Source organism: Streptomyces hawaiiensis (genome assembly GCF_004803895.1).
In the GTDB taxonomy this organism is placed as follows: domain Bacteria; phylum Actinomycetota; class Actinomycetes; order Streptomycetales; family Streptomycetaceae; genus Streptomyces; species Streptomyces hawaiiensis.
In genome coordinates, this window is sequence record NZ_CP021978.1 from 7725179 (window position 1) to 7747478 (window position 22300).

The 22300-nt window shown below is 71.8% G+C and carries 23 protein-coding genes, 1 tRNA gene, 1 pseudogene and 1 riboswitch; of the genes and pseudogenes, 19 read left to right on the forward strand and 6 right to left on the reverse strand.

Features of this window, described 5'->3' with window-relative positions:
* Positions 1–132 precede the first annotated feature (132 nt).
* The 4 genes from CEB94_RS35235 (at position 133) to CEB94_RS35250 (ending at position 5482) form a co-directional block, all read left to right on the forward strand.
* A complete protein-coding gene (locus CEB94_RS35235) occupies positions 133–2208 on the forward strand; it encodes an alpha-galactosidase (RefSeq protein ID WP_175437301.1) in 2076 nt (691 codons plus the stop codon).
* A 315-nt stretch (positions 2209–2523) separates the two neighbouring features.
* Positions 2524–2678, forward strand: a riboswitch (cyclic di-AMP (ydaO/yuaA leader).
* Positions 2679–2682: 4 nt separating this feature from the next.
* On the forward strand, positions 2683–3597 hold the full coding sequence (locus tag CEB94_RS35240) for a LysM peptidoglycan-binding domain-containing M23 family metallopeptidase (RefSeq protein ID WP_175436002.1): 915 nt from the start codon (positions 2683–2685) through the stop codon (positions 3595–3597).
* A gap of 237 nt (positions 3598–3834) precedes the next feature.
* Positions 3835–4551, forward strand: coding sequence for a DUF6250 domain-containing protein (locus tag CEB94_RS35245; protein WP_175436003.1), 717 nt, complete (start codon positions 3835–3837; stop codon positions 4549–4551).
* Positions 4552–4696: 145 nt separating this feature from the next.
* Complete coding sequence (locus CEB94_RS35250) at positions 4697–5482, forward strand: SGNH/GDSL hydrolase family protein (RefSeq protein WP_175437302.1); 786 nt, start codon at positions 4697–4699, stop codon at positions 5480–5482.
* A gap of 72 nt (positions 5483–5554) precedes the next feature.
* Here the strand turns inward: CEB94_RS35250 and CEB94_RS35255 are convergent, their stop codons facing one another.
* Positions 5555–6169: a TetR/AcrR family transcriptional regulator gene (locus tag CEB94_RS35255; protein ID WP_281292545.1), complete on the reverse strand. Its 615-nt coding sequence runs from the start codon at positions 6167–6169 to the stop codon at positions 5555–5557.
* 95 nt (positions 6170–6264) lie between these two features.
* Positions 6265–7443: a Glu/Leu/Phe/Val dehydrogenase dimerization domain-containing protein gene (locus tag CEB94_RS35260; protein ID WP_175436004.1), complete on the reverse strand. Its 1179-nt coding sequence runs from the start codon at positions 7441–7443 to the stop codon at positions 6265–6267.
* 129 nt (positions 7444–7572) lie between these two features.
* Here CEB94_RS35260 and CEB94_RS35265 point away from each other — a divergent pair, with 129 nt between their 5' ends.
* On the forward strand, positions 7573–8766 hold the full coding sequence (locus CEB94_RS35265) for an MBL fold metallo-hydrolase (protein ID WP_175436005.1): 1194 nt from the start codon (positions 7573–7575) through the stop codon (positions 8764–8766).
* Between the two features lie 312 nt (positions 8767–9078).
* Entirely contained in the window at positions 9079–9513 is a 435-nt protein-coding gene (locus CEB94_RS35270; protein ID WP_175436006.1) for a VOC family protein, read from the forward strand.
* A gap of 72 nt (positions 9514–9585) precedes the next feature.
* Here CEB94_RS35270 and CEB94_RS35275 read toward each other — a convergent pair.
* Positions 9586–9999 (reverse strand): annotated as a pseudogene (locus CEB94_RS35275) (helix-turn-helix domain-containing protein); the annotation flags it as partial.
* A 280-nt stretch (positions 10000–10279) separates the two neighbouring features.
* On the opposite strand from CEB94_RS35275, the gene CEB94_RS35280 reads away from it, so the two are divergent.
* The gene (locus tag CEB94_RS35280) at positions 10280–10681 is read left to right on the forward strand and encodes a hypothetical protein (RefSeq protein WP_342790314.1); all 402 of its coding nucleotides are present in this window, start codon (positions 10280–10282) and stop codon (positions 10679–10681) included.
* A 172-nt stretch (positions 10682–10853) separates the two neighbouring features.
* On the opposite strand, the gene CEB94_RS35285 is transcribed toward CEB94_RS35280, so the two are convergent.
* Positions 10854–11084 (reverse strand): hypothetical protein, encoded by a 231-nt coding sequence (locus tag CEB94_RS35285; protein WP_175436007.1) that lies wholly within the window; start codon positions 11082–11084, stop codon positions 10854–10856.
* 147 nt (positions 11085–11231) lie between these two features.
* On the opposite strand from CEB94_RS35285, the gene CEB94_RS35290 reads away from it, so the two are divergent.
* The 11 genes from CEB94_RS35290 to CEB94_RS35340 all read left to right on the forward strand — a co-directional run bounded on the left by CEB94_RS35290 (position 11232) and on the right by CEB94_RS35340 (position 20410).
* Complete coding sequence (locus CEB94_RS35290; RefSeq protein WP_175436008.1) at positions 11232–13388, forward strand: ATP-binding protein; 2157 nt, start codon at positions 11232–11234, stop codon at positions 13386–13388.
* A gap of 68 nt (positions 13389–13456) precedes the next feature.
* Positions 13457–13888 (forward strand): roadblock/LC7 domain-containing protein, encoded by a 432-nt coding sequence (locus tag CEB94_RS35295; RefSeq protein ID WP_031135180.1) that lies wholly within the window; start codon positions 13457–13459, stop codon positions 13886–13888.
* 2 nt (positions 13889–13890) lie between these two features.
* Positions 13891–14262: a DUF742 domain-containing protein gene (locus CEB94_RS35300; protein ID WP_062930368.1), complete on the forward strand. Its 372-nt coding sequence runs from the start codon at positions 13891–13893 to the stop codon at positions 14260–14262.
* The gene (locus CEB94_RS35305; protein WP_175436009.1) at positions 14240–14869 is read left to right on the forward strand and encodes a GTP-binding protein; all 630 of its coding nucleotides are present in this window, start codon (positions 14240–14242) and stop codon (positions 14867–14869) included. Before CEB94_RS35300 ends, CEB94_RS35305 begins: the two co-directional genes overlap by 23 nt.
* A gap of 60 nt (positions 14870–14929) precedes the next feature.
* On the forward strand, positions 14930–15502 hold the full coding sequence (locus tag CEB94_RS35310; protein ID WP_175436010.1) for a GAF domain-containing protein: 573 nt from the start codon (positions 14930–14932) through the stop codon (positions 15500–15502).
* A 181-nt stretch (positions 15503–15683) separates the two neighbouring features.
* Positions 15684–16712 carry an L-threonine 3-dehydrogenase gene (gene tdh, locus CEB94_RS35315; protein WP_175436011.1) on the forward strand — a complete coding sequence of 343 codons (1029 nt, stop codon included), beginning with the start codon at positions 15684–15686 and terminating at the stop codon, positions 16710–16712.
* Between the two features lie 35 nt (positions 16713–16747).
* Positions 16748–17935 (forward strand): glycine C-acetyltransferase, encoded by a 1188-nt coding sequence (locus CEB94_RS35320; RefSeq protein WP_175436012.1) that lies wholly within the window; start codon positions 16748–16750, stop codon positions 17933–17935.
* Between the two features lie 42 nt (positions 17936–17977).
* Positions 17978–18880, forward strand: a complete 903-nt coding sequence (locus CEB94_RS35325; RefSeq protein ID WP_175436013.1) for a LysR family transcriptional regulator — start codon at positions 17978–17980, stop codon at positions 18878–18880.
* A gap of 46 nt (positions 18881–18926) precedes the next feature.
* Entirely contained in the window at positions 18927–19499 is a 573-nt protein-coding gene (locus CEB94_RS35330; RefSeq protein WP_175436014.1) for a helix-turn-helix domain-containing protein, read from the forward strand.
* A complete protein-coding gene (locus tag CEB94_RS35335) occupies positions 19496–20023 on the forward strand; it encodes a GNAT family N-acetyltransferase (protein ID WP_175436015.1) in 528 nt (175 codons plus the stop codon). Before CEB94_RS35330 ends, CEB94_RS35335 begins: the two co-directional genes overlap by 4 nt.
* A gap of 30 nt (positions 20024–20053) precedes the next feature.
* A complete protein-coding gene (locus CEB94_RS35340) occupies positions 20054–20410 on the forward strand; it encodes an MmcQ/YjbR family DNA-binding protein (protein ID WP_175436016.1) in 357 nt (118 codons plus the stop codon).
* Between the two features lie 13 nt (positions 20411–20423).
* Here CEB94_RS35340 and CEB94_RS35345 read toward each other — a convergent pair whose 3' ends face one another.
* Together CEB94_RS35345 and CEB94_RS35350 are read right to left on the reverse strand one after the other, a co-directional pair.
* Positions 20424–21335, reverse strand: coding sequence for a transketolase family protein (locus tag CEB94_RS35345; protein WP_175436017.1), 912 nt, complete (start codon positions 21333–21335; stop codon positions 20424–20426).
* A gap of 29 nt (positions 21336–21364) precedes the next feature.
* Positions 21365–22063, reverse strand: a complete 699-nt coding sequence (locus CEB94_RS35350; protein ID WP_175436018.1) for a thiamine pyrophosphate-dependent enzyme — start codon at positions 22061–22063, stop codon at positions 21365–21367.
* Positions 22064–22199: 136 nt separating this feature from the next.
* On the opposite strand from CEB94_RS35350, the gene CEB94_RS35355 reads away from it, so the two are divergent.
* Positions 22200–22273 (forward strand) — tRNA-Pro (locus CEB94_RS35355).
* Positions 22274–22300 lie beyond the last annotated feature (27 nt).

Below are 22300 nucleotides of genomic sequence, written 5' to 3' on the forward strand. Positions count from 1 at the left end.
TCACTCGACGATACGACATGCCTGCCTGGGGCAATGAGTTGTCCACAAGCGTTGCCCGATGCCCCCGCGGCCCTTGATGATGTTGCCGCCTGGTCGCACCTGGTCGGGCTTGTTCGAATCTGTGAGGGCATGATGCTGGACATCTCCGAAGACGGTCGTACGTGGGTGCTCTCCGGCCCGGCCAGCAGCTACGCCGTCCATGTCACCGACCGGGACGAGCTGGTGCACCTGCACTGGGGCCCCCGGATCGGCCTCGCCGACGCCGAGGCCCTCGCCGTCCGGCCGCTGCCGGAGTACTGGCCCTTCGAGTCCCCGCTCGACGGACGCGAGGAGTACCCGGTCGAGGGCGGCCCCCGCTTCGTCCGCCCCGCCCTGTCCGTGCGCACGGCCGAGCGGCGCGGCACCGAGTGGGTCTACGAGGGGCACGACACCCAGGACGACGAACTGCGGCTCCGGTTCCGCGACGGCGACCTGGCCGTGACGCTGCACTACCGGATGCGTTCCTCGACGGATGTCGTCGAGCGCTGGGTGACCCTGGACAACCGGGGGCCCGCCGTCGAGCTGCTGCGCGCCGACTCCGCGACCTGGACCCTGCCCGACCGTGACGCCTGGCGGCTGTCCCAGCTGCACGGCCGCTGGGGCGCCGAGTCCCGGCTGACGCGCTCCGCCCTCACCCACGGCGAGAAGGTCATCGGCAGTCGCCGCGGCCACACCTCCCACCAGCACCTGCCGTGGGTCGCCCTGGACACCGACGCCACCGAGGAGCGCGGCGAGGTCTACGGCTGCGCCCTCGGCTGGTCCGGCTCCTGGCGCATCGCCGTGGCCCAGCTCCCGGACGCGCGCGTGCAGATCACCGGCGGCGCCGGCTACGACGACTCGGGCCTGCTGACACTGGGCACGGGGGAGTCGTACACCACCCCCCTCTTCGCCGGCCTCTGGAGCGACGGCGGCTTCGGCGGGGCGAGCCGCGCCTGGCACGCCTACCAGCGGGCGTACGTGATCCCGGACGCCGGACAGGACCGGCCCGTGCTGTTCAACTCCTGGGAGGCCACCGAGTTCGACATCTCCGAGGAACAGCAGCGGGCGCTCGCCGAACGGGCCGCCGCCCTGGGCGTCGAGCTGTTCGTGGTCGACGACGGCTGGTTCGGGGCGCGCACCAGCGACCGGGCCGGGCTCGGCGACTGGACCCCGAACCCCGACCGCTTCCCGGGCGGGCTGAAGCCGCTCGCCGACCAGGTGCACGGCCTCGGCATGCGGTTCGGGATCTGGGTCGAGCCCGAGATGGTCAACCCGGACAGCGACCTGTACCGCGCGCACCCCGACTGGGTGCAGTACCAAACGGGACGAAAGCGGACGGAGTTCCGTAATCAGCTCGTACTGAACCTCGCCCGCGAGGACGTCCGGGAGTACCTGTGGGAGGGGCTCGACGGGCTCCTCTCCAGTGCGCCGATCGACTACGTCAAGTGGGATTTCAACCGCTGCTTCACCGACGCCGGCTGGCCGGACGACCCCTACCCGCAGCGGCTGTGGGTCGACCACGTGCACGGCCTGTACGTCCTGCTGGACCGACTGCGGGCCGCCCACCCGGGCGTGGCCTTCGAGTCCTGCTCGGGCGGCGGCGGCCGGATCGACCTCGGTGTGCTGAGCCGCACGGACCAGGTGTGGACCTCCGACAACACCGACCCGCTCGACCGGCTCGCCATCCAGCACGGTTTCAGCCAGGTCCATCCGGCCCGGGTCATGGCCGCCTGGGTCACCGACAGCCCGAACGCCATGCTCAACCACCGGGCCAGCTCCCTGCGGTTCCGGTTCGTCAGCGCCATGGCCGGGGTGCTCGGGGTCGGCGGCGACCTCACGAAGTGGACGCCGCAGGAGCTCGCCGAGGCGGGAGAGTGGGTGGCGCTCTACAAGGAGATCCGGCCCGTGGTGCAGCGCGGCGACCTGTACCGGCTGCGGCCCCCGGAGGGCGGCATGAGCGCCGTGCAGTACACCCTCGGCGACGAGACCGTCGTCCTCGCCTGGCTCCAGGCGCAGCGCTACGGCGAGCCCGTGCCGGCGCTCCGGCTGCGCGCCCTCGACTCGACCGCATCGTACGAATGCCTCGAAACGGGCGAAGTTCACCGAGGGGCCGTACTGCTTCATCACGGACTGCGGGTCGGCCTGCGGGGGGATCTGGATGCCACGGTCGTCCGCCTTAAGCGGAAGTAGCCGTTCTGTCCGAATAAAGCGCTTCGGCCGCTAAGAGATAACGTGCCCCGATCGTAAGGGAGATGTGGAGGGGGTGCGTGACCATCGTCATATTCGTGACGATGTGTTGTCGCCATGTTCACGTAATTCTGGCGTTATTCAGGGCCATTGAGGAAAGCGGGAGACCGGTAATCCACGCTCGGTGACGGCACATGTGCCGACGCGTCAAGAAAAACACCGTCACGGGCAACCGCAAGCTTGTCCCCTTGCGTCTTGGTCGCTTACGTTCCACATCAATCCGGACGGACGCCTAATCCTGCCGCCGCCCGGAGCCCCACACACTGACCCGACGTACGGCAGGAGCGGGGGACCCACAGGTAAGACGCCTGTTCCGGTTCCCGGAACGGCTTGGGGTTAAGCCGCGCCCCGGCGCGGCCGGGCATCTCCAGCCCGCACCCGACAGCTCACCTCGCAGGCGACGGAGAGGAATTCGCCATGCCCGCGAAGGGTAAGCACCGCCGCCCCAAGACCCAGCGTTTCACCCGCTCCATCGCCGTCGCCGGAACCGGCGGGGCCGCACTCGCCCTGCCGCTCATGGGGGCCGCCGGCGCCCACGCCGCCACCCCGCAGTCGGCTCCGGAGAAGGCCGTCCAGTCCGCTCCGGCCGCCGAGAAGAAGGCCGCCGAAAAGGCCACCGGCGCCCGCACGTACACCGTGCAGGCCGGCGACTACCTCGCCAAGATCGCCGACGACCAGAACGTCAGCGGCGGCTGGAAGACGCTCTACGCGGACAACCGTGACGCCGTCGGCTCCGACCCGTCGCTGATCCACCCGGGCCTGAAGTTGTCGATCGGCAAGAAGGCGGCGACTGCTCCGAAGTCCTCGGCCCCGTCCGCGCCGAAGGCCTCGGCCTCCAAGCCGTCCGCCGCCGAGTCGGCCCCGAAGGCGGAGACCGCCGCGAAGCCGGCCGCCGCCCAGCCCGCCGCCGAGAGCAACTCCGGTGGCTACACCCTCCCGGTGGCCGGCGCCACGGTCGGCACCCCATACCACATGTCCGGCAGCATGTGGTCCAGCGGCTACCACACCGGTGTCGACTTCGTCGTCCCGACCGGCACCTCCCTCAAGGCCGTCGGCGCGGGCACGGTCGTCTCCGCCGGCTGGGGCGGCGCGTACGGCAACCAGGTCGTCATCAAGCTGAACGACGGCAACTACGCCCAGTACGCCCACCTGTCCCAGCTCTCCGTCTCGGCCGGCCAGACCGTGACCGCCGGGCAGCAGGTCGGCCTGTCGGGTGCGACCGGCAACGTGACCGGACCGCACCTGCACTTCGAGATCCGCACCACGCCGGACTACGGCTCGGACGTGGACCCGGTCGCCTTCCTGCGCTCGCACGGCGTCTCCGTCGGCTGACCGACCGCACGACCACCTGCCTGACACGCGACCGAAGGCCGGACCCCGATCCCCGGGTCCGGCCTTCGGTGTGTGCGCGTGCCGCTCCCTGCTGGGCGGCCGCCGGGGCCGGATGGCCGGGGAGGGACTGATCGCCTCAAGGGATCGACAGGCGGCGGCAGTTGGGACAGAGTGATCCCGTCCGGAGCGCAAGCGCTTTCCAGAGCTTTCCCGGCGGATCCCGAGGAGCTGTGTCCCGTGCCGACCACCCGCAGAGCGTTCGGAGCCCTGTCCGCCGGAGCCGCCCTGGCGGCCCTCTCCCCGGCGGCCACCGCGCACGCCGCGCCCCGCCCTCGCCGCCTCATCGCCCACGACGACTTCTGCCACGGCCTCGGGCAATGGACGACCGAACTCCAGGACGGCGGCACCGTCACCGCCTCCCGCGGCATCCTGGAGATCGACGTACCGAGCGGCGCGACCGTGTGGTTCAGGCGGCGGCTCACAGGGCCGTACGTCCTTCAGTACACCGCCACTCCCGTCTCCGAGGGCGGGGCCAACGACCGGGTCTCGGACCTCAACACCTTCTGGAACGCGACCGACGTCCGCTCCCCGGACGACCTCTTCGCGACTGCGCGTGGCGGCGCCCTCGACGAGTACGACCACCTCACGACGTACTATGCGGGCTACGGCGCCAACTACAACACCACGACCCGGCTGCGACGTTACGTCGGCGAGCCCGGCGTCCGTCCCCTGGTCTTCGACTACACCGAGCCGCTGCTGGTCCCGGGCGAGCCGAACCGGGTCCGGATCGTCTCCGACGGCTCGACGGTCCAATGGTGGAACAACGGACGGCTCGTCTTCGACCACACCGATCCGCAGCCGTACACGAGCGGGCACTTCGCCTTCCGGACCGTCTGGAGCCATTTCCGGATCAGTGGGTTCCGGGTCTGGTGGCTCACCCCGAAACATCCCTGACGAGCGGTGTATTCCGGAGTTGGCGAACACTTTAGGAGTGGCTTATCTCACCGCCCGTCAATCCCTTCCTACGGTCGCGTAGGTCACATTCGAAGGTGAATCATGAGCTGTTGTGGCAGACGATTCGAAGAGTGACAGCAGAGCAGTGATCGGGTCGTACGTGGCGGTGGGGGACAGCTTCACCGAGGGCGTCGGTGATCCCGGCCCCGACGGGGCGTTCGTCGGTTGGGCCGACCGGTTCGCCGTGCTTCTCGCCGACCGCAGGCCCGAGGGCGACTTCCGGTACACCAATCTCGCCGTACGCGGAAAGCTCCTCGACCAGATCGTGGCGGACCAGGTTCCGCGGGCCGTCGACATGACCCCGGACCTCGTCTCGTTCTGCGCCGGGGGCAACGACATCATCCGGCCCGGCACCGACCCGGACGAGGTGGCCGAACGCTTCGAGCGGGCCCTGGTCCAGCTCACCGCCGTGTCCGGCACGGTCATGGTGACGACCGGTTTCGACACCCGTGGCGTGCCCGTGCTCAAGCACCTGCGCGGCAAGATCGCCACGTACAACGGACATGTCCGGGCCATCGCCGACCGGTACGGCTGCCCGGTGCTCGATCTGTGGTCCCTGCGCAGTGTGCGGGACCGCAGGGCCTGGGACGCCGACCGGCTGCACCTGTCGCCCGAGGGGCACACGCGCGTGGCGCTCCGCGCGGGCCAGGTGCTCGGCCTCGACGTGCCGGCCGACCCCGAGCAGGCGTGGCCTCCGCTGCCCCCGCGCGGCGCGCTCGACATGCGGCGGGACAACGTCGCCTGGGCACGCGAGTTCCTGGTGCCGTGGATCGGGCGCCGGCTGCGCGGGGAGTCGTCGGGCGACCATGTGACGGCCAAGGGGGCGCTGTCGCCGGACGACATCAGGATGCGGATCGCATCGGTGGCGTGAGAGCGGCTCCCGCGCGTGCGGGCCGTGCCGGCCGGGAACCGGCGCGGCCCGCACGTGCGGGAGCCGTGGCGTCTAGGGCGTCAGCCGCTCTTCATGCGCCAGGCCCAGCTCACGGACCAGTGCCTCCTCCACCCACTCCTGGGCCCGCGCTCGCGGCACCGCGCCGGCGTAGGACGTCAGCTGGACGGCGAGGCCGTCGAGGAGGGCGGTGAGGCGGAGGGCCGTGCCCTGCGGGTCCGGGCAGCGGAACTCGCCGGCGGCCACGCCCTCCGCGATGACCTCGGCGAGGGCGGCCTTCCACTGCCGGTCGAGGTCCTGGGCGACCTCCCGCAGCGTGGGGTCGCGCAGCGCCGCCGCCCAGCTCTCGATCCACAGCCGCCAGCCCTTGGCCTGTCCGGTCGGGGCGTACCACCGTACGGCCGACCGCAGCCGGCGCAGCGCCGGTGAACGGCGGCCGAGCAGCTTGCGCAGATGCGCCAGGTCGCCCTCTGCCGCATGCCGGAAGGCGGCGGCGACCAGCTGCTCCTTCGTCGAGAAGTGGTAGAGGACCAGTGCGTTGCTCACGCCCAGCGCCGAGGCCACGTCGGCGATCCTGACCGCCGCCACACCCCTCGCCTCGATCTGCTCGATGGCGGCCCGCAGCAGATCCCCTCGCCGCTCGGCCACACTCAACCGGACTCTCGTCACGCCGTCACCCTACCCACCCGCCTCATGTCCCCTGACGGGGCGTTTCAGCCTGTCCGGCGCGGCCCGCGACGGCCGTCGGCGAAGCGGCGGGCGCCTCACCGGAACCAGCCGAACCGCTCCGCGATCAGCGGCAGCCGGTCCGCCGCGATCGCGTGGGCGGCGGCCCGCGGTGTCGTCCCGTCAGCCTGCGCGCGGACCAGCATCCGCTCGACCAGGACCCGCATCGAGCGGCGGGTGTACGCGAACGCCTCCTCGGCGTCGGCGCCGATGTCCCCGAACAGCGTCCACCACCACCAGGCGTTCGTCCCGGAGTTGACCACGACGTCCGGCAGTACGGTCACACCGCGCGCGGCCAGCAGCAGCTCCGCCTCCGGCCGTACGGGCATGTTGGCCGCCTCCACCACCCAGCGGGCGGTGATCCGCTCCTGGTTCCCGGCGTCGACCGCGTACGACACGGCGGCCGGCACCAGCATGTCCGCGTCGGCCGCAAGCCAGGCGTCGCCCGGCAGTTCGCGGTCGCCGGGGCGCAGCACGCAGCGGTCCACCGTGCCGTGGGCATCCCGCGCGGCGAGCAGCGCCTCGACGTCGAGGCCCGCGCGGTTGGCGATCGTGCCCTTGAGGTCGGCGACGGCCACGACCGTCAGCCCCGCGCGCGTGAGGAAGCGCGCGGTGGCTCCGCCCATGGTGCCCAGCCCCTGGAGGGCGACCCGCGTCCCGGCGTACGGCACACCGGCCCGGTCCAGTGCGGCCAGGGCCGCCTCGGCCACACCGCAGCCGCCGACCAGCTCGTCCAGACCGATGCCGTCGACCTCGACCGCGAACGCGTCCCGCAGCCGCAGCCGGGCCCCGGCCTCGTCGTCCAGCAGCGGATACACGGCCTGGATCGAGGAGACCAGCCCCGCCTCGGCGGCGGCCCGGTCGACCAGGTCCTGGGTGAGCCCCAGGTCCTCACCCGTCGTCCAGCAGCTCTCTATGTACGGCCGCATCGCGCGCAGGTAGCGCACCAGCAGCGGGTACGCCTGAGGATCCCGGGGATCGCAGTCGATGCCGCCCTTGGCGCCGCCGAGCGGGACATAGCGGCTCGCCGGGTCGTAGTGCAGGGCCTCCTTCACGGTCATGCCGCGGGCCAGGCCGGCGACCTCGTCCAGGGTGCAGCCCGCGCGCATCCGCAGACCACCGCTGGCGACCCCGCGCACCAGCCGGTCTACGACCAGGAAGCCCTGCCGTTCCGTGAGGTGATCGGTCCAGGTCAGGGACAGCAGGGGGGTGGCCATACGGGCTCCTTCGCCGCCGGGATACTGAATCACCGGTCAGTATCCACTTCTGGTGGGACCCCTGTACGCCAGTGTTGTCGGAGGGGCCGACCATAATGGAAAGCCTGACCGACTCCACCTGGAGGTACCGTGGCCGGTTTCCGTACCCTGAGCTCCGGGCTCCGCGCGCTGCAGCCCGGGGCGTTCGGCGCGGACCCGAGCGGTGAGCGCATGGCGCGCATCCGCAGATCGCCCCACTTCGCGGACGGGGTCTTCCAGAACCCCGGCGGCTCCGCGCGGACCCGGCCCTCGGGCTCCACCCTGGACTTCGCGAAGGTCTTCTTCGACAAGGACACCCGTCCCCGCCGCACCCCGAACGGCACCGTTCCGGTGCACTCCACCACCCTCGCCGACATCGCCCGGCCCCCTGCCACCGGCCTGCGGCTGACCTGGATGGGACACTCCAGCGTCCTCGCGGAGATGGACGGACGGCGCGTGCTGTTCGACCCGGTGTGGGGCGAGCGCTGCTCCCCCTTCCCCTTCGCCGGGCCCAAGCGGCTGCACCCCGTGCCCCTGCCGCTGGCCGCGCTCGGCCCGGTCGACGTCGTGGTCATCTCGCACGACCACTACGACCATCTGGACATGCCCACCATCAAGGCGCTCGCCGGCACCGACACACTGTTCGCCGTGCCCCTCGGCGTCGGCGCGCACCTGGAGCACTGGGGCGTGTCCGCCGGCCGGCTGCGCGAGCTGGACTGGCACGAGACCACCAAGGTCGGCGGGCTCAGCCTCACTGCCACCCCGGCCCGGCACTTCTGCGGCCGCGGGCTGCGCAACACCCAGCACACCCTGTGGGCCTCCTGGGTCGTCGCCGGTGAGGAGCACCGGATCTACCACAGCGGCGACACCGGCTACTTCGACGGTTTCAAGGAGATAGGCGCCGAGCACGGGCCGTTCGACGCCACGATGATCCAGGTCGGCGCGTACTCCGACTTCTGGCCCGACATCCACATGACGCCTGCCCAGGGGGTGCAGACCCACCTTGACCTGCAGGGAGGCAGCCCGGGCGGGGTGCTGTTGCCGATCCACTGGGGCACCTTCAACCTGGCGCCGCACGCGTGGGCGGAGCCGGGGGAGTGGATGAAGGACGCGGCTGAGGAGGCAGGCCAGGCGGTGGCGTTCCCGCGGCCGGGCGAGCCGTTCGAGCCGGCGGGGAAGCTGCCGGTGGAGGCGTGGTGGCGGGCGGTGTCGCAGCCGATCGCGTGCCCGTGGCGTCGTCCGCAAGTCGTTGAGGGTGCGGCCGAGCCGAGCAAGGGGGATCTCGACCTCGCCGGTGAGCGGTGACGTGGGGGACGAGCTCTGCGATTCAGGCCCTTGCCGTCCCTGGAAGGCTCGCCTCGGGTTGTCGTCCGAACACGCATCTTGGAGCGCTGAGCCAAGGGTGGTCCCGCAACTGATCATGACATGAAGGTGGTCGGTCAGGAGTGGATACCGGGGCCCACGGGGGCGCTCCGCCGCCAGGGTCTCGTCGTTCTCGTGGACTGTCCGGTTTGATCACTTGGGTGTCCAAGGCGCCCCTGGGTGCGACGGGTGGCGGGCGGATCCGCCTGGGGAAATGAGCGGCAGGGTCCCCCTTGTACGCGGTACGGTGCGCCGATGTCAGCGATCAAGAAGTTCCAAGTCACCTTTGACTGCGCAGAACCCGAGCGCCTCGCTCGCTTCTGGTGCGAGGTGTTGGGGTACGTCACACCGTCGCCACCGGAGGGATTCACCACCTGGGAGGATTTCAACCGCACCCTGCCCCCTGAGAAGCAGGGTTCGTGGTTCGCCTGCAGTGATCCCTCAGGTGTGGGCCCGCGCCTGTACTTCCAGCGCGTCCCCGAAGGCAAGATCGTCAAGAACCGGGTGCATCTCGATGTCCGGGTCGGCACCGGGCTCGTGGGGGACGAGCGCCTCGCCACGCTCGAAGCTGAGTGCGCACGACTGGTTGCGCTCGGTGCGACCCACGTGCAAACGCTGTATGCCGATGAGGAAAACGAGTCATGCATCCCAATGCTCGACATCGAGGGCAACGAATTCTGTATCGACTGAGCATTCTCCGAGCCGGGGAGGCAGGGAACCGCCTCCCCTGAGGCTCTCTGGTCCTCGTATGGGGCGGGAGTTACCGGTGAGGGCGAGGTTGTGCAGCCGGGCGATGCCGAGCATGGCGGGGTCAACGCCGTCGCCTTTCAGACGGCAGTCACGAAGGGGGCAGTTCGGTCTGGCCGCGTTCACGGCGGTGCGGGATGAGCAGGCCGGTGCCCCGATAGCCGCCGTCCGCGATGACTGTGGCCCGGCCGCCGGCGGCCTTCGACACCCCGAACAGCGGGGCGAGCTGCCGCAGCGTCAAGTTCGTACGCCAGTAAGCCGCTACGAGCAGGATCCGGTCCTCCAGAGTCAGGCTCCACGGTCGACCCTTGCGCACCTGGTCCGTACTTGCGCTCCGCATCGCAGTGACCAGCTTGCCGAACTGTCGCGGGTTCAGCCCGTGAACGGGGCTATCCAGGATGGTTCCGACGACGTGATCAGCCCAGGCATGGCAAGATCATGACACCAAGATCAGCCGTTACGGGACAGCCCTTAGAGGTCATCTCACGCGGCCCTCGATGGCGAGCGGACGCCGGACGACGTCGGTACTGCGGTGTTGGCCCTGGCCGCCTGCAATGACATCGATCCCGGAGACGACCGTCCACCACGCCCTGACGACCCGCTCGGCAGCTTCCTCCACGGGCTGCTGACCATGGACCCGCTGTTTGCGGCGGGCGGGTTGCAGGTGATCAGTACCGTCACCGGAACACGTCTGGTACCGGGCTGCTGCATGATTCTGGCGACGCATCCCTGGGCGGACCCCGACGAGGGGCCGCTCGCGGCCGTCCGCGCGGTGGGCGCCGGTGTCGCCCTGCCCCACCCCGGTGAGCCCTTCGAGCCCACGGCGGAAACCGTCCCGTCCGAGCCGTGGTGGCGTGGGGTGGCGCTCGCCCCGAAGGGTGGGCCTCCGGCCGCGGAGGCCCTCGCCGGAGCCGGCATCAAGACCGCGTCGGACGCGGCAGCCGTGGCCCAGGCCGACACGGTGAGTGACGACGGTCATCGGGCCGACAAGGGCACCGAGGACCCCAAGACGCTCCCGGCGGGCCGACCCGGGACATACGTCAGACCAACGGCGAGGGCCGGGGAGCGAGAGGCTCCCCGGCCCTCGCCGTCCCTGTGTGACCGCTTCTGACCAGGTCGGATCGAACCCGTTTCGTTCGCGGTCCGATGTTTGGAGGTGTTATCGGTCTGTCGTACGAGGCCTCATACCAGAGCGGGACGCTCACCGTATGAGTTTGTCAACTGCCCACCGCACATGATGCGGTGGCGACTACTGTCAGTGGCCGTCGGGAAAACAAGGCGGATCAGGGAGCGGGGGCCGGCACGTGCAGGCGCAGGGCGGACGAGGGAGTCGACGCGACGGGGATCCCCGCTGCCCGCGTACCACCGATGCCGGCCCGGGTGCGGTCGACGGCACGGGCACCGGCGCCGGCGGCGCCGCTGCCGCCGTCGGCAGCGCGGGTGCTGCCGGGGCCGGTGCGGGTGCGGCCGGGGTCGACGCGGGTGTCGCCGGGGTTTTCGGTCCGGGTCGGCATGCGGGCCCCGGCGGCGCCGGTGCCGTACGGAAGCGGGGAGAGGCCGGGCGCACGGCCCGGGGCGCGCGCAAGCGGCCACGCGAACCCGGACGTACCCCCGCGAGCTCCCCCGGCACCCCGGCCCGACGGACCAGTACGAGGACACCGATGTCTCACCTCCGCGCCCCGGCCGCACGCGCAGACCGCCGTGAGGGCGGGCGGCACGGGCGGCCTGCCGTCCGCACCGCACCCGCGCTGCCCGAGACCCATATACGGTCCCAGCTGCTGCGCCTCGCGGTGCTGCCGCCCGTCGCCGTCGCCCTCAGCGGCTGCGCCGCCGTCCTCTTCACCGTCCGGTCCACCGGAGCGCGGCCGGGTCTCACACTGTGGGCCGTGCTCGGCGGCGCGGTCTTCGTGGCCCTCGTCGGCATCGCCGTCGCCGCGGTCGCCGCCGACCGGGCCGCCCGGTCCGTGCACGACCGCATCGGCGGGCTGCGTCGCAGCACCGCTCGGCGCGAGGCGGACCTGCGCACCCTCGTCGAGGCGCTGCGCCGCGGCGACGGCCCGCCCCCACTCGCACCGCAGAGCCGGCACGGCGGCCCCGCCGAGGACGCCGACGACTTCGACCTCCTCACCGCCGACCTGTCCCGCGCGCACGACGGCGCCGTCACCGCCGTCGTGCAGGCCTCCCAGCTCTCCAGCCAGGCCGGCAGCGAACAGAAGCTCGAGGTGTTCGTCAACCTCGCCCGGCGCCTGCAGTCCCTGGTGCACCGCGAGATCTCCATCCTCGACGAGCTGGAGAACGAGATGGAGGACCCCGACCTGCTCAAGGGGCTCTTCCACGTCGACCACCTCGCCACCCGCATCCGCCGCCACGCCGAGAACCTCGCCGTGCTCGGCGGAGCCGTCTCCCGCCGCCAGTGGAGCAACCCGGTCCCCATGACCGAGGTGCTGCGCTCGGCCATCGCCGAGGTCGAGCAGTACTCGCGGGTCAAGCTCGTGCCGCCGATCGACGGGCAGCTGCGCGGCCACGCCGTCGCCGATGTCATCCATCTCCTGGCCGAACTCGTCGAGAACGCCACGGTGTTCTCCGCCCCGCACACCCAGGTGCTGCTGCGCGCCAACCTCGTCACCTCCGGACTCGCCGTCGAGGTCGAGGACCGCGGTCTCGGCATGCCCCTGGAGGAGCAGACGCGGATGAACGCGCTGCTCGCCGACCCCGACCAGGTGAACGTCGCCAGGCTCCTCGCGGACGGCCGCATCGGGTTGTTCGTCGTCTCCCAGCTCGCCCGGCGGCACGGCATCACCGTCCGCCTCCAAAGCAACATCTACGGCGGAGTGCAGGCGGTGCTGGTCGTACCGCAGGCGCTGCTGGGAGCGGAGGCGGGGGCCGGGACGGCCGGTGGAGCGGGGCAGCCGGAGGGTGCGGCGGCCGGTACTGCCCGGCCGGCTGCGCCGGGACGGCCGGACGGGCAGACCGGCCGGACCGGGCAGGGCGGGCAGACGGCGCGGCCTGGGCAGAACGGGCAGGCCGATGCTGCCGGTGCCGGTGGTGCGTCCAGGGGGCTGTCCCTCGTCGGGGACGCTGACTTCGGCGTCTCGTCCGTGCCGCTGCCCGCGTCCGGCTCAGGGCCGTCGGTCCCGCTCTCCGCACCCGCCGCATCCCGGGGGCACGAGCAGGAAGCCGAACCTGCCCCGGGCGGGATCGCGCAGAGCGGCCGGCCCGCGCCCCTGCCCATGCGGGGGGCCCGCCGGGAGCGTCCTACCCCGGCCGAGGCACGGCCCGGTATCAGCCCCGACGACCGGCGCGTCCTCGCCGAGAACGTCACCGCGCCTCCCACCCCGCGCAACGGCACGGTGCGCGGCACCATGGGCAAGCCCCAACTGCCTCGTCGCCGCGCCCAGGAGCACATCGCACCCCAGCTGCGTGACGGCCCGACGCCACGCCAGGACCCCGAGCATGTCGTGGGTCACGACCCCGGTCTCATGGCGGCCTTCCAGCGCGGCATCAGCCTCGCCGAGGCCCAGCAGAGCATGGAGGCCGGGAACACGGACTGGGGCGACATGGACGCGGGCCACGCGGACTCCGCCCACATGGACCCCGCCCACATGGACCCCGCCCACATGGACCCCGCCCACATGGACCCCGCCCACACGGACCCGACACCCAGCGGGCCCGCCCTCAGGGACCCGATGCCCGTGCGGCCGGTTCACCTCGAGGCGCTCCCCTCGGAGCTGTCCCCCTCGAACAGGCCGACGCCCGGGTCCCGTTCCGACCACCGCACGACCACCACCCGGCAGGACGGGAGCGCACCCGCCGGATGACCACCCCCCTTCCCACCCCCACCCCCAGCGCTCCCGCAGACCTTCGTACCCCAAGGAGTCGATCCACCATGGCGAGCGATGCGCCGACCGCCCATGTTTCCGATCTCGACTGGCTGATGAGCGGCCTCGTGCAGCGCGTGCCGCACACGAGTGCCGCGGTGCTCCTGTCCTGCGACGGGCTCGTGAAGTCCGTGCACGGCCTCGACCCGGACAGCGCCGACCACATGGCCGCCCTGGCCTCCGGCCTGTACTCCCTCGGCCGCAGCGCCGGTGTCCGCTTCGGCGACGGCGGCGACGTCCGGCAGGTCGTCGTCGAACTCGCCTCGACCCTGCTGTTCGTCACCACCGCCGGCTCCGGCACCTGCCTGGCCGTGCTCGCCGGCCGCGAGGCCGACGCGGCCGTGCTGGGCTACGAGATGGCCATGCTGGTCAAGAGCGTCCGCCCCTACCTGGTGACCGCTCCCCGGCAATCCGTCGAATCCCCGGCGATGAGGCCTTGAGCGTGACGGCGGCCGGTGACGGGCCCTGGCTCGACGACGCGGCCGGGCGGCTGGTGCGGCCGTTCACGGTCAGCAACGGCCGCACCCGTCCGACCGTCGCGCTCGACCTCGTGTCGCAGGTGATGGCCACCGGGGCGACCCCCCTCGGCTATCTCGGCCCCGAACACGCGCAGGCCCTCGAACGGTGCCGCGTGCCCGTCGCCGTCGCCGAGGTCGCCGCCCATCTCAAACTGCCGGTGGCCGTCACCAAGGTGCTGCTGGCGGACCTCGTCGACTGCGGGGCGCTGACCACCAAGCCCCCCGCGTTCCACCACAACCCGACGGACCGGGCCCTTCTGGAGGCAGTGCTCGATGGACTACGACGACAGCTCTGACTACACCGACGGACCGGGCCACGGCGCCGACCCGTTCCCCACCGCGCTGAAGATCCTGGTCGCGGGCGGGTTCGGCGTGGGCAAAACGACCTTCGTCGGCGCGGTCAGCGAGATCGCGCCGCTCAGCACGGAGGAACTGCTCACCACCGTCAGTGCCGCGACCGACAACCTCGACGGCATCGAGAACAAGGTCGAGACGACCGTGGCCATGGACTTCGGCCGCATCACCCTCGACCCGGAACATGTGCTGTACCTGTTCGGCACGCCCGGCCAGGAGCGGTTCTGGTTCATGTGGGACGAGTTGTGCGAGGGCGCGCTCGGCGCGGTCATCCTCGCCGACACCCGCCGGCTGCAGGAGTGCTTCGCCGCCGTCGACTTCTTCGAACAGCGCGGCCTCGGTTTCATCATCGCCGTCAACGAGTTCGACGGCGCCTACCGCTACGACCCCGATGAGGTGCGCGGTGCCCTGGACCTGTCCGACGACGTCCCCGTCGTCTGCTGCGACGCGCGCATCTCCAGCTCCGGGGTGCAGACCCTGCTGACCCTGGTGCGCCATCTCATCGCCCACACGCCGGCCCCCGCGACGGGCTATGGCGCCCACATGTGACCCCCTCACACCGCCACGGAGTTCATATATGACGCAAGCCCACAGCCCAGGAGCTCGCCCATGACCTACGACCCGCCGCGCCCGGCCGGTCGTCTGCTGCTCACACCCGAGGACAAGGAGGCCCCCGCCCGCACCCGCCGACTGCGCCGACTGGGCCTGGGGGAGCGTCCCGAACCCGCACTCGACGCCTTCGCGCACCGCCTCGCCGAGCTCACCGGGGCGCCGTACGCCATGGTCAACCTCCCCGACGAACAAGGGCAGTTCTACGCCGGCCTGTACGTGCCGGCTGTCACGCCGGTGGTGCGCAGCGACGGCACCAGCCCGCGCCTCAGCCGCGCCCTGCCCCGCGACCACGGCTTCTGCCCCCATGTCGTGGCACGCCGCAAGGCCCTCGCCTTGGAGGACGTCGGCGACTATCCGCGGTTCGCCGGCAATCCGGTCGTCGACGAGTTCGGCATCCGTTCCTACCTGGGGGCACCGCTCATCGACGCCACGGGCCTGGTGCTGGGCACGGTCAGCGTCGCGGACGTCGAACCGCGGCCGTGGGGCAAGCCGGGCCTGACGGCGATCAAGGACCACGCCGCGCAGCTCGTCGTGGAGCTGGAGAGCCGGGGCGGCCTGCCGCCCTACTGAAGCCCCTTGCAGCCGTGGGCCTCGCGAGGGTGTGAAGGAGAGCTGAGGCGGCGCTTAAGAAAACCTCGATGGACCGGCGTGGTCGCCGTACGGCAGATTGCTGTGCGATCCCACTCCTCTCCCGGTCCAGGGGTTCCTTCGGCATACCCGGAGCCGGGACTCACCCTCAGGAGCCGTAGCGGTGAAGGCGCTGGTCAAACAGAAGGCGGAACCCGGGCTGTGGCTCGCGGACGTCCCGGAGCCCGCCGTCGGGCCCGGCGACGTACTCATCAAGGTGCTGCGCACCGGCATCTGCGGCACCGACCTGCACATCCGGGCCTGGGACGGCTGGGCCCAGCAGGCGATCAGCACCCCGCTCGTGGTCGGACACGAGTTCGTCGGCGAGGTCGTCCAGACCGGGCGGGACGTCACCGACATCGGCATCGGCGACCGGGTGAGCGGCGAGGGCCACCTGGTGTGCGGCAAGTGCCGCAACTGCCTGGCCGGCCGCCGGCACCTGTGCCGGGCCACCGTGGGTCTCGGGGTGGGCCGGGACGGGGCGTTCGCCGAGTACGTCGCCCTGCCCGCCGCCAACGTCTGGGTGCACCGGGTCCCCGTCGACCTCGACGTGGCCGCGATCTTCGACCCGTTCGGCAACGCCGTGCACACCGCGCTGTCGTTCCCGCTCGTCGGCGAGGACGTCCTGATCACCGGTGCGGGCCCCATCGGCCTGATGGCGGCCGCCGTGGCCAAGCACGCCGGCGCCCGCAACGTCGTGATCACCGACGTCAGCCAGGAGCGGCTGGAGCTGGCCCGCAAGATCGGCGTCAGCCTCGCGCTCGACGTCTCCGGCTCCACCATCGCCGACGGGCAGCGCACCCTCGGACTGCGCGAGGGCTTCGACATCGGCCTTGAGATGTCCGGGCGGCCCGAGGCCATGCGCGACATGATCGCCAACATGACGCACGGCGGGCGGATCGCGATGCTCGGCCTGCCCGCGCAGGAGTTCCCCGTCGACTGGTCCCGCGTCGTCACCTCGATGATCACCATCAAGGGCATCTACGGCCGCGAGATGTTCGAGACCTGGTACGCCATGTCGGTCCTGCTCGAAGCCGGGCTGGACCTCGCGCCCGTCATCACCGGCCGCTACGGCCACCGCGACTACGAGGCGGCGTTCGAGGACGCGGCGAGCGGCCGCGGTGGCAAGGTCATCCTCGACTGGACCGCGTAACTCCCCTTCCCCGCAAGCACCTCAGGAGCTTCCCGATGTTCGACTCCGTGCGCGACGACCTGCGCGCCACCCTCGACGAGATCCGCGCCGCCGGCCTGCACAAGCCCGAGCGGGTGATCGGCAGCCCGCAGTCCGCGACCGTGAACGTCACCGCGGGCGGCCGCCCCGGCGAGGTCCTGAACTTCTGTGCCAACAACTACCTCGGCCTGGCCGACCACCCCGAGGTCGTCGCCGCCGCCCACGAGGCCCTGGACCGCTGGGGCTACGGCATGGCCTCCGTCCGCTTCATCTGCGGCACCCAGGAGGTGCACAAGGAGCTGGAGGCACGCCTGTCCGCCTTCCTCGGCCAGGAGGACACGATCCTCTACTCCTCCTGCTTCGACGCCAACGGCGGCGTGTTCGAGACGCTGCTCGGCCCGGAGGACGCGGTCATCTCCGACGCGCTCAACCACGCCTCCATCATCGACGGCATCCGCCTGTCCAAGGCCCGCCGCCTCCGGTACGCCAACCGTGACATCGCCGAACTGGAAGCCCGTCTGAAGGAGGCCTCCGACGCGCGCCGCCGCCTGATCGTCACCGACGGCGTCTTCTCCATGGACGGCTACGTGGCCCCGCTGCGCGAGATCTGCGACCTCGCCGACCGCTACGACGCGATGGTCATGGTCGACGACTCCCACGCGGTCGGCTTCGTCGGCCCTGGCGGCCGCGGGACGCCCGAGCTGCACGGCGTCATGGACCGCGTCGACATCATCACCGGCACCCTCGGCAAGGCCCTCGGCGGCGCCTCCGGCGGCTACGTCGCGGCCCGTGCCGAGATCGTCGCCCTGCTGCGCCAGCGCTCCCGGCCGTACCTGTTCTCCAACACCCTCGCCCCGGTGATCGCGGCGGCCTCCCTGAAGGTCCTCGACCTGTTGGAGGCGGCGGACGACCTGCGCGTCCGGCTGGCCGAGAACACGGCCCTGTTCCGCGGCCGCATGACCGAGGAGGGCTTCGACGTCCTTCCCGGCGACCACGCGATCGCCCCGGTGATGATCGGCGACGCGGCGGTCGCCGGGCGCATGGCGGAGCTGCTGCTGGAGCGCGGCGTCTACGTCATCGGCTTCTCGTACCCGGTGGTGCCGCAGGACCAGGCCCGCATTCGCGTCCAGCTGTCGGCCGCCCACTCCACGGACGACGTCAACCGCGCGGTCGACGCGTTCGTCGCGGCACGGGCGGAGCTGTAGGGCTGACAGACAGCACAGGTCGGATTTGAGACAATCGATCGCATGATCGAAGCGCGGCGGCTCCACATCCTCCGGGCGGTGGCCGACCACCGTACGGTGACGGCGGCTGCCGCCGCGCTGTATCTCACCCCGTCGGCCGTCTCCCAGCAGCTCGCCGCCCTGGAGCAGGAGACCGGCCACCGGCTCGTCGAGCGCGGCGCCAAGGGAGTACGGCTCACCCCCGCCGGCGAGATCCTGCTCAACCACACCAACGCCGTCCTCGCCCAGCTGGAGCGGGCCGAGGCCGAGCTGGCCGCGTACAGCTCCGGCGCGGCCGGCACCGTCACGGTCGCCTCCTTCGCCACCGGCATTGCCCTGGTCGTCGCGCCCGCCGTGGCCGGTCTCGCCCGGTCGGCGCCCGGGATCCGCATCCGCGTCCAGGACGCCGAGGGCGACGCCAGCCTGCTGATGGTGCTGGACCGGCAGGTCGATGTCGCCGTCGCCGTCGAGTACCGCGGGGCGCCGCCCGCCGACGACCCGCGACTGGCCCACGTACCGCTGTACGCCGAGCCCTTCGACGCGGTCGTCCCGGTCACCCACCGCCTGGCCGACGCGGCCGAGGTGCCCCTCGCCGAACTGGCCAAGGACCCGTGGATCGGCCCGTACCCCGGCAACCCCTGCCACGACGTGGTGATCCTGGCCTGCGAGAGCGCCGGTTTCCAGCCCCGCATGGAGCACTCCTCGGACGACTTCCGCGCGGTCGTCGCCCTCGCCTCGGCCGACGCGGGCGTCGCCCTGGTGCCGCGCTCGGCGCTGCGCGGCATGGACCTCACCGGGGTGGTCGTACGCCCCGTCGACGGGACGGCCCCCACCCGCAGGGTCTTCGCCGCCGTACGCAGGGGAGCCGAGGAGCACCCCCTGATCCGCCCGGTGCTGGACGCGCTCGGCGCGGCGGCCCGGGTGTGAGCGGCCCGTAACCCGCATGTCTCATATCCGGGATAGCATCCCGGATATGAGAAGCAACGAGGTGGACCCCGTCGACGCCCGGCTGGGCGCACGCCTGGCCGAGCTGCGGGCCGAACACGGCTGGTCCCTGGGCGAGTTGGCGGACCGCAGCGGGGTGAGCCGGTCGACCCTGTCCCGGGCCGAACGGGCGGAGATCAGTCCCACGGCCGCACTGCTGAACCGCCTGTGCGCCGTCTACGGGCGCACCATGTCCCAGCTGCTCAGCGAGGTCGAGGCCGAACCGGAGGCCGTCGTCCGCTCCACCGGCCAGCCCGTGTGGCAGGACCGGGCCTCCGGCTTCGTACGACGCTCCGTGTCACCCCCGCATGCCGCCCTGCGCGGCGAACTCGTCGAGGCCCGTCTCTCGCCCGGCGCCGACATCGCCTACGACCGTCCGCCCGTGACCGGACTGGAGCAGCACATCTGGATCCTGGAGGGTGCGCTGGAGGTGACCGCACAGGACACCGAACACCACCTCGGCACCGGCGACTGCCTGCGGCTGCGAGTGTGGGGCCCGACCCGGTTCCGGTGCACGGCCCCCGAGGGCGTCCGTTATCTGCTGGCGGTGGTGCGGCCGTGATCCGCCTGGACGGCACCCTGCTGCTCGCCCGCGCATCCCAGTTGGCGGATCTGCTGGCAGCCACCGTGAACGGGGGCGCCTCGGTCGGCTTCCTCGCCCCGCTCCGTCATGCGGAGGCTCTGGCCTGGTGGGAGGGGCGGGCCGCCGACGTGGCCGCGGGCCGGCTCGCCGTATGGGCGGCGCACGACGGGGACCGGGTGCTCGGCACCGTGAGCCTGGCCTTCCCCGACAAGGCCAACAGCAGTCACCGTGCCGAGCTCGTGAAGCTGATGGTGCACCCGGACGCCCGTGGGCGCGGCCTCGGCCGCGGGCTCCTGGCCACGGCGGAGGAAGCGGCCGCGGCGGCCGGTGTCACCCTCCTGCACCTGGACACCGAGACCGCCGGCCCCGCCGAGCGTCTGTACCGGTCCGCCGGCTGGACCGCGATCGGTGCGATCCCCGACTACGCGGCCGACCCCGGCGGAGTGCTGCGGCCGACGACGATCTACTACAAGCGCGTACCGGCAACCGCTCTCACCAGGTGATTGTCAGTGCGAGCCGATACGGTGCCTGCCATGCAGGATGCCGAAGACGTACGACGGATCGCCCTGTCCCTGCCGGACACGACGGAGAAGATCGCCTGGAGCATGCCCACGTTCCGGGTCGCGGGAAAGATGTTCGCCACGCTGCCGGAGGACGAGACCTCCATCGCCGTCCGCTGCCCCAAGGAGGAGCGCGACGAACTGGTGCTCGCCGAGCCGGGAAAGTTCTGGATCGCCGACCACGAGTCCCAGTTCGCCTGGGTGCGGGCCCGGCTCGACGCCATCGAGGACGAGGCCGAGCTGCGGGACATCCTCGCCGACTCCTGGCGTCAGGCGGCCCCGCCCCGGCTGCTGGAGGCCCATCCCCCGCTCGGCCGCCCCGCGCAGTGACGTCCTGCCGGTCTCACACTCGGACCGCCGCCCCGACGAAGCTCCCGATGCGCTCCCGCAGTGACCGGGCGTCGAGAGCGTGGGCGGCGACATGCTCCTCCAACTGCCCGTAGCGGCGCAGTTCGCGACGGCCCACGCCCAGCCCGAGGACCCGGTGCGGCACATCCGACAGCGCGTCGTTCGCGGCGGCCGTCGACGTCCCCGCCAGGTAGGGCTCGGCGAGGACGACGTCCGTCCCGGCCGCCTCGGTGGCCCGGCGCAGGGCGGCCGCGTCGAAGGGGCGGACGGTGGTGGCGTACAGGACGGTGACGTCCAGCCCCTCGGTGGCGGCGAGCACGGCGTCGAGCATCGGTCCGACGGCGACCACCACACCGGAGCGCCCCTCGCGGACCGTGCGGAAGCGCTCCCCGTCGACCGACAGCGCCCGCTGGTTGGACTGCAGGGACAGCCGGACGTACACCTTGTCGTCACCCGCGGCGACCGCGTGCCGCAGCAGCGTCTCGGCCTCGTCCGGGTGCCCGGGCACATGGACGGTCCAGCCGTCCAGGGTGTCGAGCAGCGCCACATCGCCCGGCGACATGTGGGTGTAGCCTCCGGCCGGCCAGTCGAAGGAGGCGGCGGCGCTCACCAGCACCGCGCCCGCGTCCTGATGCCCGAGGTCCAGCTTGATCTGCTCGAAGGGCCGCTCGACGAGGAAGCTGGCGAAGGTGTGTACGACGGGCCGCAGCCCGGTCAGGGCCAGCCCCGCCGCCGCCCCGACCAGGAGCTGCTCGCGGATGCCGACGTCGACGACCCGGCCGGGATGGCGGCGGGCGGCCCCGGCGAAGCCGTCCGTGCCGATCGCGGCGAGGACCACGGCGACCCGGGGGTCCTCGTCGAGCAGCCGGGAGGCGACAGGGGCGAAACGGTCACGCATGGTGTCCATGGAGATGAGGTTCCTTCCGGTGCGGGAGGTCAGGCGGACTTCGGCTCGACCCGGGCCACGACCACGTGCGGGCGGCCCGGGTGCGGCGCGGTGAAGGCGGCGTACAGGGCGTCGTGGTCACGGCCGTCGACGGTCAGCACGGACCAGCCCGCCGCCTCGAAGCGGGCGGCGATCCCGCCGGGCCGCGCGTATGTCGCGGAGGAGTTGTCGACGACGACGGTGTGCAGCCGCTCGAGTCCCGCGGGCCCGGCGAAGGCGATCGCCTCGTGGTTGCTGCCCTCGTCCAGCTCGGCGTCCCCGACCAGCGCCCACACCCGCGGCTCGTCGAGCCCCTGGGCGCGCAGCCCCAGCGCCGTACCGACGGCGATCGGCAGCCCGTGTCCCAGCGATCCGCTGCCGATCTCGGCCCCCGGTACGAGCGTCCGGTCGGGGTGGTGGCCGAGCGGGGAGTCGTAGGAGCCGAAGCCCGGCAGCCACTCCACCGGCACGAAGCCCTTGGCGGCCAGCACGGCGTAGTACGCCATCGGCCCGTGTCCCTTCGACAGTAGGAACCGGTCCCGCCCCGGGTCGGTCCTGCCCTCCGGGCTCACCCGCAGCACCCGGTCGTAGAGCACCCACAGCACGTCCAGCGTGGACGTCGCGGCCGGGCCGTGCTTCTCGTCGCCGGTCATCAGGCCCATCAGCCCCGGCAGGTCGGCATACGTGTACGTGTACGTCGCGTTGGTCATGACGACGAGCGTGCAACCTCAACCAACCTTGAGGTCAAGCGGTGGCGTCCCGGAAAGGGGTGCGCGATCACCGGCGCGAGTGCGGTATTGTTTCCCTGCGTGTTCGGCCGGGGAAATCCCCAGGTCAGACGGGCAACGGGACGTGGCGCAGCTTGGTAGCGCACTTGACTGGGGGTCAAGGGGTCGCAGGTTCAAATCCTGTCGTCCCGACTCGTAAGAGTCGCAGGTCAGAGGTCG